Below are 20903 nucleotides of genomic sequence, written 5' to 3'. Positions count from 1 at the left end.
GATTGGGGGGCGTAAGTCCTGATTTAGGTAGAACCTAATGGCACTGTATCATTTATTTCAACGATTATATCAAAATCTATCCAGAAAAAGTTGGGGTGCGAATAAAAAACAGGTTACAGAGAGGCTCATTTCCAAGCAAACTCAATATTTTTTTGAAAACTACCAGAAACATCATGATGGATTGCATTGCTCGAAACAAACACTTCAGCAAATACGTGACGAGCGACTGAGATCATTATTAACGCATGCTAAATTAAACTCCCCTTGGTATAAAAAGACATTAGCCCACATCGATATTCAGAATTTCACAGTGCAAAATTTAAATGAGCTGCCTACCATCAATAAATCCATTTTAATGGATAACTGGGATGCAATAGTCACTGATAGGCGCCTTACATTAGCGCTTCTTGAAAAACATCTTGAGCAAAAAACTCATGAAATCGATGAATTGTATCTTTTCAATCGTTATCATGTAGTGACAACAGGTTCAACCAGTGGAAAGCGAGGGGTTTTTATTTTTGATTGGGATGAGTGGAATACTTATTATACCTGTTTCGTCCGCAATCCATTGTATAATCATGAACGAACACAACTTCTATTTAATCCAACCCAAAAACTCAAAATTGTTTATTTTTTCACAAAAAATATAACGTTCACAGCCTACGCTTTTATCAAATCGTTTCAATTCACAAACAATGAACATTATTGTTTTCCAATGACAGCCCCAATAGCTCAAATTTGTACCAACCTTAATCAAATGCAACCTGATGTCCTCATATCAATGCCTTCATTTATTTATAAATTATGTCAAGAAGCCTATTTTGGACGACTAAACATACAACCTAAAGCTATTTTTGTTGGCGCAGAAACTCACTATGCACAATTTCAAACGTTTATAAAAGAGGTCTGGCCTAATGTGAGCGTCTTCAACACCTATAGTTCAACGGAGGGCGTGCTCGGGATGAATTGCCGTGCTAATCATGATGAAATGCATTTAAACGAAGATCTTTGTATTGTTGAACCGATTGATGAACATAACAACCCAGTTGCTAAAGGGGTATTGTCTAACAAACAATATATCACCAATTTATACAATTATACCTTGCCATTGATTCGCTATGAATCCTCTGATCATTTGCTGTTTTTAGATAAAACTTGCGATTGTGGAATACAACATCAGTTGATTGTGTCCCCTGGAGGACGCTCCGAATTTGATTTTATTTATTCAGAAAATACTTATGTAAATCATTCTCTGTTTGTGAAGTTGCTATTAGCAGAAAAAAATATTCAAGAATATCAAGTCATACAAACAAGGTATGGAGCTGATATTAAAATTTTAACAAAAGGTATGGTTGATAAAGTGAAATTACAAAAAACAATTTCGGAAGAGCTAAGTAAGGTGGGTCTCCATCAACCTAGAATTAATATCCTAGAAGTGACACAATTTGAATACCTTTTATCAGGTAAATTAAGACGATTTTTAAAAATGAATGGTAATGCAATGCATCGTAGGCAACTCAGTAGTTCGACTAAACAGGATTTTTACTAAGCAGGAAACATCGATGGATATTGAGCATGTTAAAAACGAGATAAAACTATTTTTACTCAATTCATTTAGAATTAAAGAGATTGGTTTTTCTGATAATATTTTTGATACGGGAGCGATGCATTCCTTATTTTATATTCAATTATTAGTATTCATTGAAAAAAAATTTAAGATTGATCTTAATGTTGGCGACTTCAACCCAAATGAATTAACTAGTATTGATACCATAGCCTCTTTTATTTATAGTAAACTATAATATTTGCTGAATAGACACGATGAAACAAAAAAAGATTACCATTCTAGGTTCGGGTGTCATGGGTTCTGGTATTGCGCAACTTTTTGCACAATTCGAATTTTCTGTAACGTTAGTTGATATTCTTCAGTCACAACTAGATAAAGCTAAAGATCAAATAGCTAAAAATGTACACTATCTTGCTTTAACTCAAAACTTGCCATCTTCGCAGAGTGTGGAAACCCTGTTAGCGTCTATTTCTTTTACTACAAAGATCGACGATATCAAGCAAGCTGAATACCTGATTGAAAATATACCCGAAAATTGGGAGCAAAAAAAAGCACTGTATCAAGCCTTAAATAAGCAGTGTAGCTCGGACTGTATTTTCGGTGTGAACACTTCTTCCATTTCGATTACAAAAATAGCATCGCTTGTTGAGCAACCACAACGCGTAATAGGAGTGCATTTTATGAATCCCGCACCTATGATGCCTATGGTTGAAGTGATTAAAGGATATCACACGGATTTATCAACGATAGAAAAAACCCAATCCTTGCTGGAACAAGTTCAAAAAAAAATGATCCTCGTAAAAGACTCCGTTGGGTTTGTGAGTAATCGAGCCATGATGCTTTTCATTAATGAAGCCATCTTTATGATACAAGAAAACATTGTGTCAATTGAGGACATCGATGTTTTATTTAGACAGTGTTTTGGACATAAAATGGGGCCATTACATACAGCCGATTTGATTGGTTTAGATACGGTTCTGTATTCTTTAGAAACGTTGTATTCCGAGTTTAATGATCCAAAATATCGACCATGCTGGTTATTAAAAAATATGGTCGATGCAGGCCTTCTTGGTCAAAAAACTAAAAAAGGATTTTATCAATATGAATAAGGACACCCATTTTGCCTCATTATCCTGATGAATATCTGCTGCAGAAGAAATTGTTTAATGAGTTTATAGAAAAGTCGCTTCATCCTCTGTCGAAAATGTTTGATGAACAACAAAGTATTCCAAGACATTTCTTATCTACCATGGCAACGCATGGTTTTTTTGGTGCTTGCATTCCTAAACAATTTGGGGGACAAGAGTGGGATGAGCTTACCATTGGTCTCATGCATGAAGCATTTGCTAAAGAGCTCTGCTCTCTTGCGAATATTTTAACGGTTTGTGGGATGGTTAATCGAACCCTCATGTGCTTTGGTTCAACCATCCAAAAACAGACTTGGTTACCGCGGATTGCAACAGGTGAAACACTAGTCGCATTAGCATTAACTGAGGCGAATATCGGTAGTGATTTGGAACATGTTGAAACGAAGTTGTCCGATTCAGAGGATGGATACAATTTAAGTGGTTCTAAAAGATACATCACCTTAGGACAACTTGCGGACTTATTTTTAGTGCTAGCCAATTATCAAGGTAAACCGACAACCGTTTTAGTTGAAAGAAATACTCCTGGTTTGAAGGTTTCTCCAATGAATGATTTTTTAGGATTACGCTCTAATATGTTGGCAGAGATCTTTTTTGATGATTGCCCGATTCCTAAAGCACAAGTATTAGGTCGCATAGGCATGGGTTTAACTCACGTGACACAAACCGCTTTGAATGAAGGGCGCTATACCACAGCATGGGGGTGTGTTGGATTGGGACAGGCCTGCGTGGATGCCGCTCGAGATTATACGCACCTAAGAAAACAATTTAATCGTGCATTAGAGGAGCATCAATTAATTCAAAAGATGATGACGGAAATGATTGTACATGTGAAAGCCGCTCGTGAACTGTGCTTTTATGCGGGCGAACTGAGATTGCAGGGAAATCCAGCTTACCTTGCTGAAACATTAGTAGCAAAATACGCTGCTTCTAAAATGGCAGTTTTAGTGTCTAACCATGCATTGCAAATCTTTGGTGCGGTGGGTTTTGATGAGAGTTATCCAGTGGCACGATATTATCGAGATGCCAAAGTGATGGAGATTATCGAGGGAACCTCGCAAATGCATGAAATTCTTATTCCGAAACTTTGTCTCAACTAAGATTCGGAGGTTTTATACCATGCAATCAGACGATGATTTCAAAACGATTTGCACATTATTCGAAGAACAAGTGCAAAAAAACCCAGAAAAGACAGCCATTTATCGTAATGATCGTTGCATCACCTACGAAGCTTTTAACAAGCAAGTTAATCAATACACAAGGTACCTTCTACGAAAAGGACTACCCTCAAATGGGATTGTAGGCATTCAACTGACGCGCTCCTATGAAATGTTGGTTGCTGTTTTTGCGGTATTAAAAGCAGGTTTAGCGTATTTGCCATTAGATCCCTCGTCACCAATGCTGAGGAATCAACATATTCTGCAAGATGCTCGAATACAATTGTTAATTGTTGATGATGATCCACTCCTGTCAGAAAAGGAAACCTTGTATGAGATAAGAGATCTTCAAATCATAACCATCAATGAAGACGTGAGCCTAGAAGAGAGTCATAATTTAAATCTGCAGGTGGAAAAGAAAGATTTAGCTTATGTCATGTACACTTCTGGCACTACGGGAACACCTAAGGGACTCATGATCTCACATGATGCTTTAGTTAATCGTATTCTCTGGATGCAGCAAGCATTCCCATTACATAGTCAGGATGTATTGTTTCAAAAAACACACGTTTGTTTTGATGTCTCTGTTTGGGAGATTTGTTGGTGGTCTATTGCAGGTGCCAGTGTAGTCCTTTTGCCCCCGAATAGGGAGCATGATGTTAAATTATTTACTCAAATGATTGAGCGGTATCAGATCAGTGTTATTCATTTTGTGCCTTCAGTATTTCGTATTTTTTTAAGTTATATTATGGAAGAGTTTCCCATCCAGCGTTTGGGATCATTAAAGTACGTATTTCTAAGTGGAGAGGCTCTGGATGCACGAAGCGTTAATTCATTTAATCACCTATTTCAGGGTAATGAAGCTCGATTAGTTAATTTATACGGTCCAACAGAAGCAACGATAGATGTATCCTATTTTATTTGTGAAAAACAAAAAGAATACGACAACATCCCAATTGGCAAAGCCATCCATAACATTCAATTTTTTGTGTTAGATGAGCATTTAAATCCAACGGGTTCTGAGCCAGGAGAGCTATTTATTTCAGGCGTGGGATTATCTCAAGGTTATTTAAATAATCATCAACTCACACAGGCCTGTTTTATAGATAATCCTTACTTGCCTGGAGAGAAAATGTACCGCACTGGAGATTTTGTTCGTTGGAATGATGAACATGAATTGATTTTTTTAGGCCGTAAAGACGAGCAAGTAAAATTACACGGTATGCGTATTGAATTAGGAGAAATACAATATCATTTGTTAGAACATCCTAATATTCAAGACGCAGTGGTTATCTGTGAGAAAATAGATTCTCTTGATAATCGATTGATCGCATTTTTAATATCCAATAACAACCCAATTGTGATCGATAGTGCGGAACTTAAAGCTTTTTTAAAAACTAGGATTCCTACTTATATGATCCCTGAACTGTATGTATGGTTAAATGAATTCCCAATAAAGACCAATGGAAAAATCGATACAGTCAAATTGTTGAGCTTGATCACCCCTTAAATACCTGTACTGCGTTCTATGTTAGACTTGATCTGGAAACTTAAAATGATGTGGTGTGTTGCCAACTATTTTATCGTTGTTTATTAGTACCCTTGGTGGATTGTATTTATCGAACCTATTCGCTAAAACCCTTGCCTAAACATAATGGGATGGCAAAGCTGAGAATCCTTCAGTGCTGCAGAAATGGTATGAAGGCATGAATGTCCATTACTCTTCAGGCCTCTTTAACAAAGCATTTTATACCTTAGCCACAACACCCACCAGATTAACTAATTACCGTACACCAATAAAAATAGCGACTTCATCACCATTTTTATACTCTTCAAAATCAGTCATAAAACAACGTTGATAGGGACTGTCTGCGGTAAAATAATCCCAGACGCGTTTCCATGTTTCAATGACTGTTTGGGGCATTGCGCCTTTACCCTGGAATACAAGATAATTGCCAGAATTGATTTTCACGGCACTTAATTCAGCACCTTGATTGCTATTAATTGTTCCTGCAGTGACGTCATAAGGACCATTTGCATCAGTCTCGTAGCCTGAATACACACCAAAAATAGTTGTATTAGGGATGAGATTGCTGGCATAGAACCGTTGCCACAGAGTAGGTAATTTTGCGATTTCTGGGTTGAACTCATCGCTGTTTTTTGTTCTTACGGTGAGACCTTTTACTGTAAAACTATCAACATGTTTCAGTACGGGATTTATCACTGACATTCAAATGCTCTCCTTTTATTGATTGTTCATGGGGTTTTGCATGGCTTTAATAATCAGTTGCATATCATGATTTTCTAAGAGAGACAACCCGTAGTCGATTGCCATCGGGATCTAGTGCAAGAAAAGTATAGCCATAAGGTACAACAGTTGGTGACTGAGCCATGCCTATTTCCTTTCCTTGCCATTCTACAAATAACGCATCAACCTCTCTGTGATTATCAAGTGTAAAGGCTAGTTCACCATTACCATTTTCAGTGGCGGATGGCTCAACTGAATGTTTCGCCTTCAAACCTAAACCCATTCCATTGGATAATTTGAAAAAATGAAATGTAGGGGAGTCTTCTTCTGGTTTTATTCCAAGTAAATCCTGATAAAACGCGCTACTTACTAGAAGATTATCAACATAAAGTACAACGGCACTTGGTTCAAGCATAATATATCCTCTTTTAGACAGTATTTGTATGTTCTAACTCAGTGTACTGGCATAGAGTGACAATTTCTGTCAGCAGTGAAGGAACTTATTGCTCAGGAATGTTATTCATTTCACGCCATTTTTTTAACAAGGCTTGGCGATGCTTGGGATAACGTGTTTCTAACCGCACTAAATTGACAATTCTATCCGTGCGAAAATGGCGAAAGTTAGACCTAAGCTCACACCAAGCGACAACAACATGAACCTCTTCAAAAAAACCAAGTGCCAACGGCCAAATAATGCGTTGAGACTCATCTCCTTTAACATCAATGTAGGTCATTTGAAGCTTATGCTCTTTACGAATAGCAAGACGTATTAGTGCCTCTTTCTCATCATCATGTTCTACCGTGGTTTTTACAGGGCCAATGAGTAAGCCTGAAAATTCAAGTTGTCGCCGAAGATCGTCTGGGAGCACAGCAGATATCTTAGCTAAGACATTGGTTGCAGCAAGTCTTAATTTCTTATCAGTCCTACGTGCTACCCAACGTGAGCCTAAGACCAATGCTTCGATCTCTTCCTCGGAAAACATTAAAGGGGGCAGCATAAAGCCAGGACGTAATACATAGCCAAGACCAGGCTCACCTTCTATTGATGCCCCTTGGCCTTGCAAAAGGACTATATCGCGATACACGGTACGAAGACTTACATTGAGCTCTTCAGCCAATTGTTTTCCACTAACGGGATAGCGATGACGCCGCAGTATTTGAATGAGATCAAAAAGACGTTGGGTTTTAGACAAAGTATAAACCTGTAAAAATTCATGCTGTCATATTTTGGCAGTAGTAATTTAAAATTTCTATAGCAATGGTGTCAAAGGGAAGGCGAACAATCCTGCTCGCCTCAAACCGAGAATTAGTTCAACAACAACCAGCGAGTAATGAAATGGACCGTCCTCCTTTGATTAACTATTCTCAACATATTAATTATGGCTCATAGAAGCCGATTATGGGGAGGATAGGTCCATTTCATTACACTTGCTGTTTCCCCATATCCAGCTGTGGATTCATAGGTGTAATCATATGCACCGTTTGCGCCATGCTTGTTAGCTGGCTGACTGTCGCCAACAGACAGTACATCGTATAGGGGATTTGTAAATTTATACCCCTTAAGATAATGTGGCTGTTTCGTCCCCAGAGTCCCTGTAAATTTTAATAACTTTTCAATGGAATCAGAAATACCATTCGTAAACAGGTGTAGCCTGGTTGCTATTTTGTCAGGACTTACGCAAAACCCAAATAAATGATTTGCTTTTGCTCAACCTGACCGTATAATATCAAGCCATCATGAACACCAACGCGCTACAACCATGAAATCACTTGGGCAACTCCAAATTACCGGAACCTTTTTTATTCAGTCTCGCTACCCGAGTCACAAAATAATACCCAGCACATACCTTCTCTAAATGTTGGCTTGAACCCCAGCACCCTATTTTTTTAACAATTCATGCAAAACACATTTCAGTGCGGCCTGAGGCAGATGCTGTCTTTTCTTAAGCCAGCCTCAATGCCATCTCCATAGTACATCTGTGTTTTGCCATAAGTAGCAAGGTATTTAAAATGATTACGAAAGATGAAATCGAAACGATAGAAAAAAGTTTAGGCAATGTATTGAAACATGTCGGACCCAAGGCGATTCCAAACTTAATTTATTAGGCATCGAACTCAATCAGCTAGGTGAAAATCGCTTGGTCGAATTGATGAAAGAAATTCCAGAGAACGTCACCACGTTGAACTTTATCTATAATGACCTTACTAAACTCGGTGTCGAAGGTCTAAAAACGGCTCTACAAGGCATTCCAGAGAACATCACCAACCTAGGGCTTTATAATTCCCTTTGTTTAATCGAAATCAAGGCTCTATCAACCATTCTGCGGGGCATTCAAAAGAACATCACCACCCTGAACTTGCAAAAGAATTTCTTTTATCATCACGGTGCTGCAGGTCTAAAAACAGCACTGCAGAACACTCCAGAGACCGTGACCGCCCTGAGCTTGAGCGATAATCACCTTTCTCGACTCAAGGACCAAGGTTTAAAAATTGCTCTGCAGGGCATTCCAGAGAACATCACCACCCTGGATTTGAGCAGAAATTTCCTTCATGAGCTCGGCGCGGAAGGTCTAACAACTGCTCTGCAGGGCATTCCAGAGAACGTCACTAACCTGGACTTGAGCGACAACGAACTCAATAAGCTCGGCCTCCCTGCCTTAGCAAAGGTCCTAGCAACCATCCCAGCTCATATCACCTTCGTTCATCTAGGGGATAATGGTCTTTTTACCCATAAAACGACCAAAGAAATCGATGTCTTTCTGCAACTATTAGGCGAAAACAGGCATCGTTATCATTTATCTGACAATGGTGAGTCCCAATTAGCCAGAGCCCTGGCACCTATGGCTTTATTGACGCAAGAAAACTCAACCACCATCCCGAACTTACCTGCCTTACCACCAGACGTCGCTGCCCACATCCTCTCCTTTTTGGATACCACGCACAAGCCTAAAAACAAAATTGGATTTTTCCGGCAGCAATTGGAAAAAACAATTGAGGCGGTTGAAAAAAGCAAACTCTCTAAATCAGCTCAAAACACACTGGAGCCATCCAACTCTATGTCTCGAAACTAAAGACAAACACTCACACCACAAGCGAAGCAACTGCGATTTCAAGACAGTTGCTTTGCTTGCTTATTTTGAATAAAGACAATGAATAAAGATAACAAACCATCATAGCAATCCTTTGAAATTTTAAAGAAGGATTTTCCTCAAATTGGTGAGCTTGAAACTCTTATCAATAAGCGACAGCGAATGACTGGGAAAAACTTGGAATTCGCCAAAACCTAGACTGGAATTGGCTCCCCGGGACGGGCTCGAACCGCCGACCTAATGATTAATAGTTATAAAATCATGGCTTTTAACGACTTTTATCAACTTTTAAATTATCCTAACAACCCTTTATTTATAAGGCCTATCGGCTTTTTTTATAGCACAACTACTTTTATTGTGTTTTAATCATTTCTTCGACACATATTCGACACGTTTGAATAAGAGGGAAAATGAAAATCACAAAATCAGTCGTTGATAAATTACCATTACCCATTTCAACGACTCAGGGCAGAACCGCACAAAAACGATATTACGATGATGCAATGAAGGGCTTTGGAATCCGAGTTACCTCCGGTGGAACAAAAGCCTTTTTTGTTGAAAAACTAATAAAGAATAAACTGTCTCGCATTACCTTAGGTCGTTATCCTGAACTGACAGTTGAGATGGCAAGAAAGGAAGCTCAAAAACTGCTCGGGCAAATTGCGACTGGAATAGATCCAGTTGCCGAAAAACGCGCTGAAAAAATGCGCCAAATCACCTTAAGCGATGTATTTAATGATTACATCCAAGTCCGTAAATCGTTAAAACACAATACACTTTATAATTACAAAAAAGTGTTAGCCACAGGTTTTGCTGACTGGGTTAATAAACCCTTGCTGACCATCACCAAAGACAACGTTGCAAAGCATCATAAAAAACTAGGACAAGAACATGGAGAGGCTTACGCGAATTTAGCCATGCGTCTACTGCGCGCCCTTTTTAATTTTGCAGCCGGTCAATATGAGGATTCACAAGGCCGATCATTAATTACCGAAAATCCCGTAAAACGTCTATCCCAAACCCGAGCCTGGTATCGTGTTGAGCGTCGCCAAAGTTTTATTAAAGCCCATGAATTGGCGGCTTGGTATCTTGGCGTTCAACAATTACAAAGTGAGGTTTTGCGAGATTACTTAATGTTAATCATACTTACGGGATTGCGCCGTCAGGAAGCCGCGACTTTACGCTGGGATCAAGTTGATCTAAACGCTAAAACTCTAACTGTACTCGATACTAAAAACCATGAGTCCCATACACTACCCCTTTCTAGTTATCTCTATGAATTACTAGCATCACGTAGTCAAAAGAAGACTAATGAGTATGTTTTTCCTGGCACGGGTGCAGCAGGTCATATTATTGAGCCACGTAAGCAAATGGCTAATGTAACCAAGCTCTCAGGTATTCATTTTACGGTTCATGATTTAAGAAGAACGTTTATTACTATTGCTGAGGGACTGGATATCTCAGCTTATGCTTTAAAGCGTTTGATGAACCATAAAATGAACGGTGATATCACAGCCGGGTACATCGTGACCGACGTTGAGCGGTTGAGAAAACCAATGCAACAGATTACCGATTATTTTTTAAAGTGTATGGGTGTCCAACCATCCGCAACACTAATAGCGATCCAACAACAAGAAGTAGTTCATGAGTAATAACCCCTACGTTTTTGCACGAGCTTATCCTGAATTCAAAATTGGTGCACAGGTTGTGCCCCAATTACGCCACAAGCTGTGTCGCAATTAAAATAAGGACATATTGTATGCCTGGCGCATATGGTAAAAGAAGAGCATGAGCGGCAGAATAAAAATTATTTACATGAAATTTTAATAAAATTTTTTGCAAATTAGACAATGGCTGTATATAATATAACCATGAATACATTAAAGCGTGACAACCTATATTCCCATATGAAAGCCGGCTTCGTTTACCGGAGAGAGGATTTGTTGTCTTTTTCAAGCAATCTGGATAGAGATCTCAATACCTTAGTAGAAGCAAACAAACTCAAAAAACCAGCAACAGGCTTATATTACAAGCCAAAGCATTCTCGTTTTGGATTACTACCACCAACTGATGAGGCACTTGTTAAAGGTTTTCTTGATAAGCCCTTTCTCATGTATTCATGGAATGATTACAATAAATTGGGTTTAGGCCTGACACAGCTTTATAACCAAGTAGTTGTTTATAACAGTGAACGACATGAAGATAAAAGGCTTGGAAATCGTGTTTTCTCTTTTAAACGTCCAAGTAATGGTTTTCCAACTAAACTGACTAAAGAATTTTTATTGGTGGACTTATTAAACAATGCAAAATATTTAACGGAAGATGTAAGCCAATTGCATTCAAAAGTTGCTAAAAACATCGATCAGTTTGATAAAGTCCAATTGATGAAACTATCTTCCAAATATGGCAAAGTTGCCACCAGAAAATATTTACATACCCTTCTTGGAAACTAATATGTTTTTACACGAATTACCTGATGCAAAAGATTTATTCATGGTTATTTCCGAAGAAAAAGGCATAAGCCCCAGTATTGTTGAGAAAGATTATTGGGTTATGCATGCCTTGTGGGGATTGCAACAACAGCATGATTTTGAATTAAAAGGAGGAACATCATTATCGAAGGGATTTAATCTCATTAATCGATTTTCTGAAGATATTGATGTCCAAGTACATCCCAAGCCAGAACTGAACTTGAAGATTAGCAAGAACCATGACAAGGCAAGCCACATAGAAGCAAGAAGCACATTTTTCGATGCTGTATCTGACCAATTGACAATACAAGACCTATCTTTTAGCCGTGATCACGAATTTGACGATAAAAAAATGAGAAGTGCCGGAATCAGAGGCCAATATACCTCTCATTTTGAGCCGCTCAAAGCCTTGAAAGAGGGTATTTTGTTTGAAATGGGATTTGATAAAACAACGCCATATGAAGAAAAGGATATTAGCTCATGGGCTTATGACAAGGTAATAGCGTCTGGTATTAAAGTATTTGACAACCGGGCATTGAAAGTAAAATGTTATTACCCTGAATATACCTTCGTAGAAAAACTACAAACTATCTCTACAAAATATCGGAAAAATAAAGCTGAAAAAACCACGTCACCAGTTAATTTTATTCGGCACTATTATGATGTCTACATGTTATTGCAAAATGAAAGGATATTGGACTTTATCAGTACGGAGGAATACAAAACGTACAAGACTGAAAAATTTGGTCGAGATGATGAATTAGATCTATGCAAAAATCCTGCTTTCTTATTATCTGTAGCTGGAGAGTTGGATACCTTTAGCAAACTTTATGATCAAAAATCAGAAATATATTTTGGCAATCACCCACAATTCAGTGAGATTCTTGAACTTATCAAGCAGTTCAGCACAAAAATATAGGAAATCCACATATAAGGTAAATTTTTCCTGCACCTTTAGGCATGAAATTCAGGAAGAGTTTATTTTAATTTCATTATTTCGAGTAATACTAGAAATTTTAGGTTAAATATAAACCCTTAAAGTGAATCGGGCGCGCATTTCCTGGAGTAGTTCTTGTTTGTTATGCACCAACCATTTTCTGAAAAGCAGGGTTCTAAATGAAATATTGAGTATATACGATGGTTTATTCCTTTACCCACGAATTGAATTTGCGAAACAGCCCGTTTCGCGATTGTTGTGGGGTCACATTGTACGGATAATGCAGATGATTAAACATGAGCGGGAATAGTTATATTATTCAAAACATTATCACGAGAGTATTTTAAATTCGTTTTATCCATAAGAACTTGCCTCTGGAGATGAAATATCTGCGAGTATCGCCATCAATTTCAAAATATTTCTCGTAATCTGGATGCATTTTTTCGGACCAACGAAATTGGGCGCCCTTTATTTTTATCTGCGGTAATATGGGGAGAAATATAATTCAGATCTACTTCAACTATTTCCTCTTTATAATCGTCCAACGCAACCATCCTTTTGTTGCATAATTTAAGTATATAGGCATGTAATTTTAAAAAGGCATCTTTGATTTTTAAGGAAGATAAGAAATCCATTAATTTCTCTGATAAATCAATTTATATTTCAATTATAGATATAATGCTAGAGCTTAGATAGAGCGCTCCATTTTCCTCATCTGGATCAAAGACATACCCTTTTCTAGAGTGACATCTCCTGACATGGGGCAAAATTTACTAGAAACTCTGGGGATCTCTGTTAAAAATATACAGTAGATGAAACGATTGCCATACTTACCTTACGTTAACAATTACGGCACAAGCTGTGCCGCAATATACCTTATCCAAATCAATTCCCACTGATTTGAAAGGCAGTTTACCGACAGTTGAAGAAATTGAAGCTGAGTTAAATGAATAAGTTAATTAATTTGTAGAGGTCATTGGCATAATCTCCCTATTAAAAAAATAATAATGAAGAATTGGTTTAGATGAATTGAACGCATTTTCAACAATGTAATATTGTGAAACACTAGCCCCATCACCTGATGAAGAGAGTGGAACACTAATACAGAGATATTCAAGGTTATTAAATATTATTTTTAGCCAATCTGAAGTGGGTGCAATATCTGCACCTGGGGTATAAGAAGGATTAACTGAATGATTTTGAGCTGTATTTAAATTGATACGAGAGGATTGAAGAATGAGATAGTTTTCATCATTACAGATGATCGATCCAAAATTAAAAGTTCCTTTTGTCGATTCAAAATGATTTAAACAACCAGTCTCATCGTCACCTAGGCCTGCAGGGGATATAAGTTCACTTACAGTAACTGATGGATTAACTGCTTTAGCATTTTTGCAAGATCCAATCACTTCGACAGGTATTTCTGATACCGCAGTTTGAGCAATGGACATACCTAAAAATAAAAGGATCCCTCGTATTATCGACATTGTTTCACCCCTTTGGCATTCATAAATTCGTTTGTGTATTTCCAAAACACTGTTTCCCCATACCCAGCTGTGGATTCATAGGTGTAATCATATGCACCGTTTGCGCCCTGCTTGTTAGCTGGCTGACTGTCGCCAACAGACAGTACATCGTGTAGGGGATTTGTAAATTTATATCCCTTAAGATAATGTGGCTGTTTCGTCCCCAGAGTCACTAAGTCAAAACCATCCCAAAAACATCCGCCATTTGCATAATCAATCCCATTTGGATCGAGGGCATTTGATACCGCTTTATATATTTCAGGATATTCAATTTCAACATCGGAGCACATGACTAGGCGGTATCTTATCACTCTATTTTTTACTGCAGAAGAATAATCGGGCTTTTTAGCAATTAATTGATTAACTGATTTATAGTGATAAGAATCTCTGAACCGGATAACTGCATTAGCAATTGCAGCTTTTTCTTCAATGGTACTATTAACAGAAGCCTCCCCATAGACGATAGCAGCAAGTAATTTTATCTCAGATACTTCAGATGGTTTTGAAGAACAGTTTGGTTCTGGACGAGTGCAATATAATTCATCCGAACTGAGAGACCAGGTATTGTTTAGACATGCATGAAAGACATTGCAACTCCACCACGGAACATTGTAATAAGCGAGGCTACCATTGGCACAGTACCAGGTATCCGCACCTAATAGCATATTATTTGAAGAGGAATAACAAGCTGGCTCAGGCCTTTTTGAGGGTAAGACTTTCCAAAGATACCCATAAGTAATTAATTGGCTACATGCATCTTCATAGTTACTGCCAACTACAACTTTAGGCCCACCATTGATTATATAGGCTAACTCACTTTTGTAGTTAATTATTTCTGTGGATGGAATAGTCTCAGCATGTGCTTGGCAAACAAAGAAAAGCAAAAAGCAAAAGCGTAAGTGCAAAAAACTCATGGCTCAAAATGATTAAAAATGGAACATTTTAATGTTGATTTAAAGAAAATGACAGCCAATTTTCATTGTTATTGCTTCAATTTTTAGAAAAATTTTCTGATTAAAAAATACAAGGGATAAAGGGGACGAGTGGGACACCCACGCCCCTAGTAGTGTTTAGCTGCCCCACCCCTGTTTTTTCATGATGGGGCAGCTGGGACAATTCGATTTTTTTAACAAATTTAATTATCAATCAATATCATTCGATAACATCTCTTTTAATTCGATTTTTTTTGCTTGACAAGATTTGAAAGAATGCGCAATACTTTTTTCAAGCTTGAAGTAGAAGCTTTCATAGCCAACAGTGGCTAGTGAATTTCAAGTACTCATCCAAGGACATAAGGATAGCCATTTGAATTCATACACAGGGACGTGCAGGTCGGTAATTATACTGAATGAATGATCACTTGCGGAGATCCCCTATGTCTAGCCAAAAACCATCCCGTTTACATCTATTAAACGAATTCGAATCAGCGCCACATTCTACGCTTTTCAATCAACAAACCATTGCGGCAGTATTAAGCTGTTCCACCCAGTTACTTGAACGTAACCGTTGGGCGGGTGGTGGTGTTCCCTATTTAAAAATTGGCCGCAAGGTGTTGTACCGAAAAAGCGATGTGCTGAATTTTCTTCAACAACAAAAAATTTATTACTCAACCAGTGACGAAGGTCGGTTACAGCTCGTTGAGAACGCGTAAATTTAAAATCCGTCAGAATGAATTCACTTCATTTCGATGCATCATATGTTGTTGGAGAATAACCAATGTCACAAAATCATATTATTGAGCTACCCAATACACCAAAGCAGCGCCCCATTGTCTGCGATTACGCTGGTGGTCGTTTTCGATTAACTGCTGAGGGGTTAACTTTTATCGGCATCGATAAAGATGGCACTCCATTACCACCTCGGTGGATATGCGCTCCCTTGTTTGTCATTGCCAAAACCCGCGATGCCCAAAGTGGTGAGTGGGGGCGTTTGCTGGAATGGCAGGATGATGACGGAATCACACATCAGTGGGCAATGCCATTGGCCTTGTTGCAAGGTGATTCATCCGATGTGAGGCGAGAGCTGGCACGATTGGGATTGAGTATTTCTCCCAATAGAACTGCACGCGATTTATTGGCCTCTTATTTACAGGTCTTTCCGGTAGATGCACGTGCACGATGTGTTGATAAGCTGGGTTGGCATGGGGATGTTTTTGTAACAGCTTCCCAATGTATCGGGCAATCAACAGAGAAGATTGTATTTCAGAATACCAATGCCATTGAACCAGCAGTGTCTTTCAAGGGAAGCGTTGACGAATGGCGCGACTCAATAGGCCGTCTGGCATCAGGCAACTCAAGACTGGTCTTTGCCATATCTGTAGCTCTTGCACCTGTACTGTCAAAGATTGTTGGAGAAGACTCAGGCGGTTTTCATTTCAGAGGCGCATCCTCATCAGGCAAAAGCACTGCATTGAGTCTGGCGGCCTCTGTTTGGGGAAACCCACAATCCTATTGTCGTTTATGGCGTAGCACCACCAATGGGCTTGAAGGTTTGGCGTCATTACACAATGATGGATTGCTTATTCTTGACGAGCTTAGTCAATTGGATCCGAGAGAAGCTGGTGAGGCTGCATATTTACTGGCAAATGGTCAGGGAAAAACACGTGCCTCTCGAACTGGTACGGTTAAGCAATCTTCCCGATGGTCTTTATTCTTCTTATCTGCTGGTGAAGAGTCATTGACAGCACTTATGGCAAAATCAGGACAGCGCATTAACGCAGGTCAGGAAATCAGGCTTGCTGATATTGAAGCGGATGCGAGTTGTGGGATGGGGATCTTTGAAACCATTCATGATCAATTAAGCCCAGCTAGCATGGCCTTATCGCTAAAGAAATACAGCAGTCGATATCATGGCGCAATCGGTATGGCGTGGTTGAATCAAGTGGTTACCAACCGACAAACAATCAGCCGATATATCACCGACACCATCCAAACCTTTGTTGATGCAATTATTCAACCCGATGCAACAGGCCAGATAATCCGTGTTGCCAGACGCTTTGCATTAGTTGCTGCTGCCGGTGAACTGGCCAGTCAATTTGGTCTGACAGGATGGCAAAAAGGCGAATCGTTCCATGCTGCGAAGATTTGTTTCATTGCATGGCAGGATGCTTTTGGAGTTGATGGCCACCGCGAAGATCGCGCCATTATGGCGCAGGTACGTGCTTTCTTTGAGTCTCATGGTGCCAGCCGATTTGATAATGCCAACTCACCCAACAATGACAAAATTCTCAACCGAGCAGGATTTTATCATACAGATAGCGAAGGATTTCGAATCTACATGGTGTTAACCGAAACGTACAAAAATGAACTGTGCAAAGGCTTTGATCAACGCACAGTGACAAGAGTTTTATTGCAAGCTGGCTGGTTGAAACCCGCCTCTGATGGCAAAGCCTCACACAAACCAAGAATCAAAGGGATTGGCACACCAAGACTGTATGTGTTTACCGGTAAAATTTGGGGAGGTGAATAAAAATTGACTATATCATCGGTTTTTACGTTGAGCACCGAAGGTGTGAATAAGACTCGTGAAGTTTGGCAACCAGCTCGCTGGTTAGCTAACTTCACCTATCTTGCCCTGCATTTTGAAATTTATTTTGGAGCTGCAATTGGGTAATTATTCGTAATTGTTCGTCATATAACGATTAGTAACGAAAATAATCATGAATAAACGGAAATAAATAATAAATTACCGAAAATTACCAAAAAGGACTTTGCCAGTGACCAAAAAGGTCGAAAATAAATAGAAATAAACGATAAAACTCAAAGGATTGAATAACCATTTTTACGGAGAACCGCTGATGAAAAAATCCTTAACTGAAATAATCACGACTCGTGAACAGAACCCACAAAAAACCAACGCCAGAAAAAGTAAGGTTGAATTTCTAGCCTTAAGCGAAGAAATCTCTGAAGCTTTGGAAAAAGGGTGTTCCCTTACCTCCATATGGGAAACCCTGCACGACGAAGGAAGCTTCTCCGCCAGCTATAACACTTTGCGCTTATATGTATTGAAATACCTAAACGGCCAGATGCCGGGTTATAGCCAGAAGGAAAGCATTGACCGACGCCATAAGAAACAGGTAAACAAACCCTTTCCGGAGAAAATGACCGCGCCCATACCAACCTTTACTTACAATCCTATCCCAGATCCTGAAAAACTCCTCTGAAAGTGAGACGATTGAAACATGCTTTTATATAATTGTCCCTACTGCCCCATCTTGAATTTTGAGGTGGGGACGTCTCAAACCCAGTAAATATGCGGTTGCCCCAATTGTCCCCAGAGTCCCTGTAATTTTTAATAATTTTTCAATGGAATCAGAAATACCATTCGTAAATAGGCGTAGATACTGTCTTGCTATCAACGGTAACCAAAAATCAGCCAGCGTTATCAGATGTTCACTTGAAAGCCGTGCATAAAGCACTACCATTTCATAAGTTGACTTCATCAACCGTAACTTACGCAAAAATTTTCACTCTTTTGCAGTCTATTTTCAAGTTCATTAACTAAAACTCTAGGTAGAGAGCAGCCTGGGCTACCGTCTCTTTTTTTATCCACTTCTGCGAGGGATTTGCAAGTATTGGCCCATTCTTCTTTATATAATTCATAAATGTTTTGCAGGCAGTTATCAGTTCTAGTCTTTGTCCAGGCGCCATAGCCAAAAAATGCAATAACAGCAAAAACAATCGCGCCACCTATGGAGATGGAACTGGTTGTTTTGGAATTATCTGTGGGTGAGTAATCATTCATTTTTACCTCAGTTGCAATTTTTTCGATTTGTAGTAAGTGCCTTGTTTGGCCCAGGAGAATGGTCATATAGTACCCATGTATGCAAAAAATGTCCAATAGTGGGTCTTTTATACTCATAGTAGGTACTTATGCAATGTTGGCTAATGCTTTACTTCATGATCCTTGATGCTAATAATCAAATCTAAAAATCCCCTATACCCTACGTAGATAATTTGAGGTGGGAACGGTGTGAAGTTTTATTTATTGTGGTGTCCCGATTGCCCCGTGTATTTTTTATATGTCTGCAAATAAATTACTATAATGAAAGTTTGATTTCCCCATTTGAAATCAAACAGGCTCGCTAAAATAGGGAATGATGTGTAATATCATTCCCTGCATTACGCCTGCGGCTAATGCATCTACGCTTGCTAATTGAGCAGGTGTAATTGAACTTCCCGGACACAAGTAAGCGGGCTTGTATTATTTTAAATTATCTTCTATTAGCTTTGCTTTATTTAAAAGATCATTAAAACAAGTTTTTAACTCTTCAGAATCAGAGTCTGCAAAGACATATTTTTTGCATTCACAAAATATTTTTTTATTATAAGATTCAATTAATTCTTTTAGATTAATTTTGTTTCCATTTAAATTGGGCGGGTTGTTTATGTCATACACAACATTTTCATTAAAATTATTTCTGTTTACCATCAGTAGGCTCAAATTTTTAGAGAGTGGCATGTAAACACATACATCACACATTGCCAAACCTAATCCATAAAAACCTGTGCTGAGAGTGGGATGAGAAACATGCATGAAATTATCTGAGGTTATAAATGGTAGCCCCTTATTAGTTTCAATTAGAACCCATTTCATTTTTTGTAATAAAGGGGCTATTGATAATCCTAACATTACCATAGTTGCTAATGTGTAATCTTTGTTTTCAACAGAAATCTCATTGTTTAGAATATATTCCCTGTCTTTTTCTATGGCAGTTTCATCAAGTTCCGGATGTATTTTTTTGTAAACTGAATGAAAATAATTTTTATTGGAAGCACCTGCTTTTGCTCTTGTATTTAGCTCCCTTGAGTGCTGCATACGCAAGCTATCAATATAAGCAGGAGTTCTAACCATTAACATGCCAAAAAATAAAGATAATTTTTGTTTATCAGTCTCATTTGGAAATTCTTTATTTAAAAGTCTTTTAAATGCGGGTGAAGTTGGAGTTTCAACAGTTTTTTCAAAGTAATTTTCAATTTCATCTTTAGCATTTTCATTACTTTCTAAATGGTATAACTTTTTAACCAATCCCATATCACCGGGTGCACCATCAACAGGTTGCATAGGATTTGTTTTATCGTACATCCAAACCCGAGAATTAGAATCACAAAAACCCTTAAGATAGAAACGTGGAAGATAATGATTTCTCTTTTTTGTTTTAATCATAAATTTTCTCCCCGGATTTACCCCAACACCTATAAATTAATTTGTTTGTATGAAAAGTTAAAATTTGACCTCCAACAATTGAGCTAGCCCAGATAAGCAAACTATAGACCCAGAACCAAGCTTTAAATATTAAGGATTCAGATGGCGTGGATAAAATTTTAGATATTTGATCTTGTATTTGTTCTGTTTTCCATTCAATTAATTTCAATCTGATGAGATAGTTTTGTTCAGTAATAGGGAGTTTTTCAATTTGCGGGTCTATATTTAATTCTGCTTGAAATGTGGATTCGTTTTGAAAGGATTCTGATAGCTTTGTTTTAAATTCTTTATAATTTATTGGGGACGAGCTCTGAATGAGTGAATTAACTGACGCGAAATTATATTGTTCACTTTGTACTTGACTGGCACGAGCAACTGATTTTGCCATACCGATTATTTGACTAATTGAGAAGACAATCACAATAAAGCAGGCAATGAATACAAGCAGCGGCGCATAAATAGCTGCTAACTTATTTTGATCTTTAGTCGTCATTTCCATAACTCATCCTTGTTATAAATTTTGAAAAAGATTATTAGCGTGATTTTAAAGCACCCATCC

Annotated in this window: 22 protein-coding genes; 13 read left to right on the top strand and 9 right to left on the bottom strand. The window is 38.3% G+C overall.

The window, feature by feature from the left end; all coding sequences use genetic code 11:
* Nucleotides 1–37 precede the first annotated feature (37 nt).
* The 5 genes from Lwal_RS11395 to Lwal_RS11375 are packed head-to-tail and all read left to right on the top strand — an operon-like array spanning nucleotide 38 to nucleotide 5379.
* Complete coding sequence (locus tag Lwal_RS11395; protein ID WP_058480915.1) at nucleotides 38–1549, top strand: phenylacetate--CoA ligase family protein; 1512 nt, start codon at nucleotides 38–40, stop codon at nucleotides 1547–1549.
* 13 nt (nucleotides 1550–1562) lie between these two features.
* Nucleotides 1563–1802 carry a phosphopantetheine-binding protein gene (locus Lwal_RS11390; RefSeq protein WP_058480914.1) on the top strand — a complete coding sequence of 80 codons (240 nt, stop codon included), beginning with the start codon at nucleotides 1563–1565 and terminating at the stop codon, nucleotides 1800–1802.
* A 19-nt stretch (nucleotides 1803–1821) separates the two neighbouring features.
* Nucleotides 1822–2676, top strand: a complete 855-nt coding sequence (locus tag Lwal_RS11385; protein WP_058480913.1) for a 3-hydroxyacyl-CoA dehydrogenase family protein — start codon at nucleotides 1822–1824, stop codon at nucleotides 2674–2676.
* Nucleotides 2677–2687: 11 nt separating this feature from the next.
* On the top strand, nucleotides 2688–3812 hold the full coding sequence (locus tag Lwal_RS11380) for an acyl-CoA dehydrogenase family protein (RefSeq protein ID WP_058480912.1): 1125 nt from the start codon (nucleotides 2688–2690) through the stop codon (nucleotides 3810–3812).
* A 19-nt stretch (nucleotides 3813–3831) separates the two neighbouring features.
* On the top strand, nucleotides 3832–5379 hold the full coding sequence (locus Lwal_RS11375; protein ID WP_058480911.1) for an amino acid adenylation domain-containing protein: 1548 nt from the start codon (nucleotides 3832–3834) through the stop codon (nucleotides 5377–5379).
* Between the two features lie 273 nt (nucleotides 5380–5652).
* On the opposite strand, the gene Lwal_RS11370 is transcribed toward Lwal_RS11375, so the two are convergent.
* From Lwal_RS11370 to Lwal_RS11360, 3 genes are all read right to left on the bottom strand, one after another.
* Nucleotides 5653–6099 (bottom strand): GyrI-like domain-containing protein, encoded by a 447-nt coding sequence (locus Lwal_RS11370; protein WP_058480910.1) that lies wholly within the window; start codon nucleotides 6097–6099, stop codon nucleotides 5653–5655.
* A gap of 64 nt (nucleotides 6100–6163) precedes the next feature.
* Nucleotides 6164–6532 carry a VOC family protein gene (locus Lwal_RS11365; RefSeq protein WP_058480909.1) on the bottom strand — a complete coding sequence of 123 codons (369 nt, stop codon included), beginning with the start codon at nucleotides 6530–6532 and terminating at the stop codon, nucleotides 6164–6166.
* Nucleotides 6533–6617: 85 nt separating this feature from the next.
* A complete protein-coding gene (locus Lwal_RS11360; RefSeq protein ID WP_058480908.1) occupies nucleotides 6618–7310 on the bottom strand; it encodes a helix-turn-helix transcriptional regulator in 693 nt (230 codons plus the stop codon).
* A 957-nt stretch (nucleotides 7311–8267) separates the two neighbouring features.
* Between Lwal_RS11360 and Lwal_RS11355 the strand changes: the two genes are divergently transcribed.
* From Lwal_RS11355 to Lwal_RS11340, 4 genes are all read left to right on the top strand, one after another.
* Nucleotides 8268–9188, top strand: coding sequence for a leucine-rich repeat domain-containing protein (locus Lwal_RS11355; RefSeq protein ID WP_058480907.1), 921 nt, complete (start codon nucleotides 8268–8270; stop codon nucleotides 9186–9188).
* Nucleotides 9189–9616: 428 nt separating this feature from the next.
* Entirely contained in the window at nucleotides 9617–10858 is a 1242-nt protein-coding gene (locus Lwal_RS11350; protein ID WP_058480906.1) for a tyrosine-type recombinase/integrase, read from the top strand.
* A 198-nt stretch (nucleotides 10859–11056) separates the two neighbouring features.
* On the top strand, nucleotides 11057–11659 hold the full coding sequence (locus Lwal_RS11345) for a hypothetical protein (RefSeq protein WP_231950990.1): 603 nt from the start codon (nucleotides 11057–11059) through the stop codon (nucleotides 11657–11659).
* Between the two features lies 1 nt (nucleotide 11660).
* Nucleotides 11661–12596 (top strand): nucleotidyl transferase AbiEii/AbiGii toxin family protein, encoded by a 936-nt coding sequence (locus Lwal_RS11340; RefSeq protein WP_058480905.1) that lies wholly within the window; start codon nucleotides 11661–11663, stop codon nucleotides 12594–12596.
* Nucleotides 12597–13573: 977 nt separating this feature from the next.
* Here Lwal_RS11340 and Lwal_RS11330 read toward each other — a convergent pair.
* Entirely contained in the window at nucleotides 13574–14101 is a 528-nt protein-coding gene (locus tag Lwal_RS11330; protein WP_058480903.1) for a hypothetical protein, read from the bottom strand.
* Entirely contained in the window at nucleotides 14092–15054 is a 963-nt protein-coding gene (locus Lwal_RS17945; protein ID WP_231950989.1) for a hypothetical protein, read from the bottom strand. Before Lwal_RS17945 ends, Lwal_RS11330 begins: the two co-directional genes overlap by 10 nt.
* Nucleotides 15055–15515: 461 nt before the next feature.
* Here Lwal_RS17945 and Lwal_RS11320 point away from each other — a divergent pair, with 461 nt between their 5' ends.
* The 4 genes from Lwal_RS11320 to Lwal_RS11310 all read left to right on the top strand — a co-directional run bounded on the left by Lwal_RS11320 (nucleotide 15516) and on the right by Lwal_RS11310 (nucleotide 18302).
* A complete protein-coding gene (locus Lwal_RS11320; protein WP_058480902.1) occupies nucleotides 15516–15791 on the top strand; it encodes a MerR family transcriptional regulator in 276 nt (91 codons plus the stop codon).
* A gap of 65 nt (nucleotides 15792–15856) precedes the next feature.
* On the top strand, nucleotides 15857–17608 hold the full coding sequence (locus tag Lwal_RS11315) for a DUF927 domain-containing protein (RefSeq protein ID WP_058480901.1): 1752 nt from the start codon (nucleotides 15857–15859) through the stop codon (nucleotides 17606–17608).
* Nucleotides 17609–17611: 3 nt separating this feature from the next.
* Nucleotides 17612–17752, top strand: coding sequence for a hypothetical protein (locus tag Lwal_RS17420; RefSeq protein ID WP_157066284.1), 141 nt, complete (start codon nucleotides 17612–17614; stop codon nucleotides 17750–17752).
* A 184-nt stretch (nucleotides 17753–17936) separates the two neighbouring features.
* Complete coding sequence (locus Lwal_RS11310) at nucleotides 17937–18302, top strand: TraK family protein (protein ID WP_058480900.1); 366 nt, start codon at nucleotides 17937–17939, stop codon at nucleotides 18300–18302.
* A gap of 24 nt (nucleotides 18303–18326) precedes the next feature.
* Here the strand turns inward: Lwal_RS11310 and Lwal_RS11305 are convergent, their stop codons facing one another.
* The 4 genes from Lwal_RS11305 to Lwal_RS11290 form a co-directional block, all read right to left on the bottom strand.
* Nucleotides 18327–18581, bottom strand: coding sequence for a hypothetical protein (locus Lwal_RS11305; protein ID WP_058480899.1), 255 nt, complete (start codon nucleotides 18579–18581; stop codon nucleotides 18327–18329).
* Nucleotides 18581–18949, bottom strand: coding sequence for a hypothetical protein (locus Lwal_RS11300; RefSeq protein WP_058480898.1), 369 nt, complete (start codon nucleotides 18947–18949; stop codon nucleotides 18581–18583). The genes Lwal_RS11305 and Lwal_RS11300 overlap by 1 nt, the downstream gene beginning before the upstream one ends.
* Before the next feature lie 393 nt (nucleotides 18950–19342).
* Nucleotides 19343–20305 carry a DUF4238 domain-containing protein gene (locus Lwal_RS11295; RefSeq protein ID WP_058480897.1) on the bottom strand — a complete coding sequence of 321 codons (963 nt, stop codon included), beginning with the start codon at nucleotides 20303–20305 and terminating at the stop codon, nucleotides 19343–19345.
* A complete protein-coding gene (locus Lwal_RS11290) occupies nucleotides 20298–20843 on the bottom strand; it encodes a hypothetical protein (RefSeq protein WP_058480896.1) in 546 nt (181 codons plus the stop codon). The genes Lwal_RS11295 and Lwal_RS11290 overlap by 8 nt, the downstream gene beginning before the upstream one ends.
* Nucleotides 20844–20903: the final 60 nt, after the last annotated feature.

Origin of the sequence: Legionella waltersii, assembly GCF_001468085.1 — a bacterium.
In the GTDB taxonomy this organism is placed as follows: domain Bacteria; phylum Pseudomonadota; class Gammaproteobacteria; order Legionellales; family Legionellaceae; genus Legionella; species Legionella waltersii.
The sequence above is the reverse complement of the archived record's forward strand: the minus strand, read 5'-3'. Positions and strand labels throughout refer to the sequence as shown.

Excerpts from the sequence above, each read along its gene's own strand:
- Lwal_RS11395 (WP_058480915.1), top strand. The coding sequence starts at position 38 with ATGGCACTGTATCATTTATTTCAACGATTATATCAAAATCTATCCAGA.
- Lwal_RS11390 (WP_058480914.1), top strand. The coding sequence starts at position 1,563 with ATGGATATTGAGCATGTTAAAAACGAGATAAAACTATTTTTACTCAAT.
- Lwal_RS11385 (WP_058480913.1), top strand. The coding sequence starts at position 1,822 with ATGAAACAAAAAAAGATTACCATTCTAGGTTCGGGTGTCATGGGTTCT.
- Lwal_RS11375 (WP_058480911.1), top strand. The coding sequence starts at position 3,832 with ATGCAATCAGACGATGATTTCAAAACGATTTGCACATTATTCGAAGAA.
- Lwal_RS11370 (WP_058480910.1), bottom strand. The coding sequence starts at position 6,099 with ATGTCAGTGATAAATCCCGTACTGAAACATGTTGATAGTTTTACAGTA.
- Lwal_RS11365 (WP_058480909.1), bottom strand. The coding sequence starts at position 6,532 with ATGCTTGAACCAAGTGCCGTTGTACTTTATGTTGATAATCTTCTAGTA.
- Lwal_RS11355 (WP_058480907.1), top strand. The coding sequence starts at position 8,268 with ATGAAAGAAATTCCAGAGAACGTCACCACGTTGAACTTTATCTATAAT.
- Lwal_RS11350 (WP_058480906.1), top strand. The coding sequence starts at position 9,617 with ATGAAAATCACAAAATCAGTCGTTGATAAATTACCATTACCCATTTCA.
- Lwal_RS11345 (WP_231950990.1), top strand. The coding sequence starts at position 11,057 with ATGGCTGTATATAATATAACCATGAATACATTAAAGCGTGACAACCTA.
- Lwal_RS11340 (WP_058480905.1), top strand. The coding sequence starts at position 11,661 with ATGTTTTTACACGAATTACCTGATGCAAAAGATTTATTCATGGTTATT.
- Lwal_RS11330 (WP_058480903.1), bottom strand. The coding sequence starts at position 14,101 with ATGTCGATAATACGAGGGATCCTTTTATTTTTAGGTATGTCCATTGCT.
- Lwal_RS17945 (WP_231950989.1), bottom strand. The coding sequence starts at position 15,054 with ATGAGTTTTTTGCACTTACGCTTTTGCTTTTTGCTTTTCTTTGTTTGC.
- Lwal_RS11320 (WP_058480902.1), top strand. The coding sequence starts at position 15,516 with ATGTCTAGCCAAAAACCATCCCGTTTACATCTATTAAACGAATTCGAA.
- Lwal_RS11315 (WP_058480901.1), top strand. The coding sequence starts at position 15,857 with ATGTCACAAAATCATATTATTGAGCTACCCAATACACCAAAGCAGCGC.
- Lwal_RS11310 (WP_058480900.1), top strand. The coding sequence starts at position 17,937 with ATGAAAAAATCCTTAACTGAAATAATCACGACTCGTGAACAGAACCCA.
- Lwal_RS11305 (WP_058480899.1), bottom strand. The coding sequence starts at position 18,581 with ATGAAGTCAACTTATGAAATGGTAGTGCTTTATGCACGGCTTTCAAGT.
- Lwal_RS11300 (WP_058480898.1), bottom strand. The coding sequence starts at position 18,949 with ATGACCATTCTCCTGGGCCAAACAAGGCACTTACTACAAATCGAAAAA.
- Lwal_RS11295 (WP_058480897.1), bottom strand. The coding sequence starts at position 20,305 with ATGATTAAAACAAAAAAGAGAAATCATTATCTTCCACGTTTCTATCTT.
- Lwal_RS11290 (WP_058480896.1), bottom strand. The coding sequence starts at position 20,843 with ATGGAAATGACGACTAAAGATCAAAATAAGTTAGCAGCTATTTATGCG.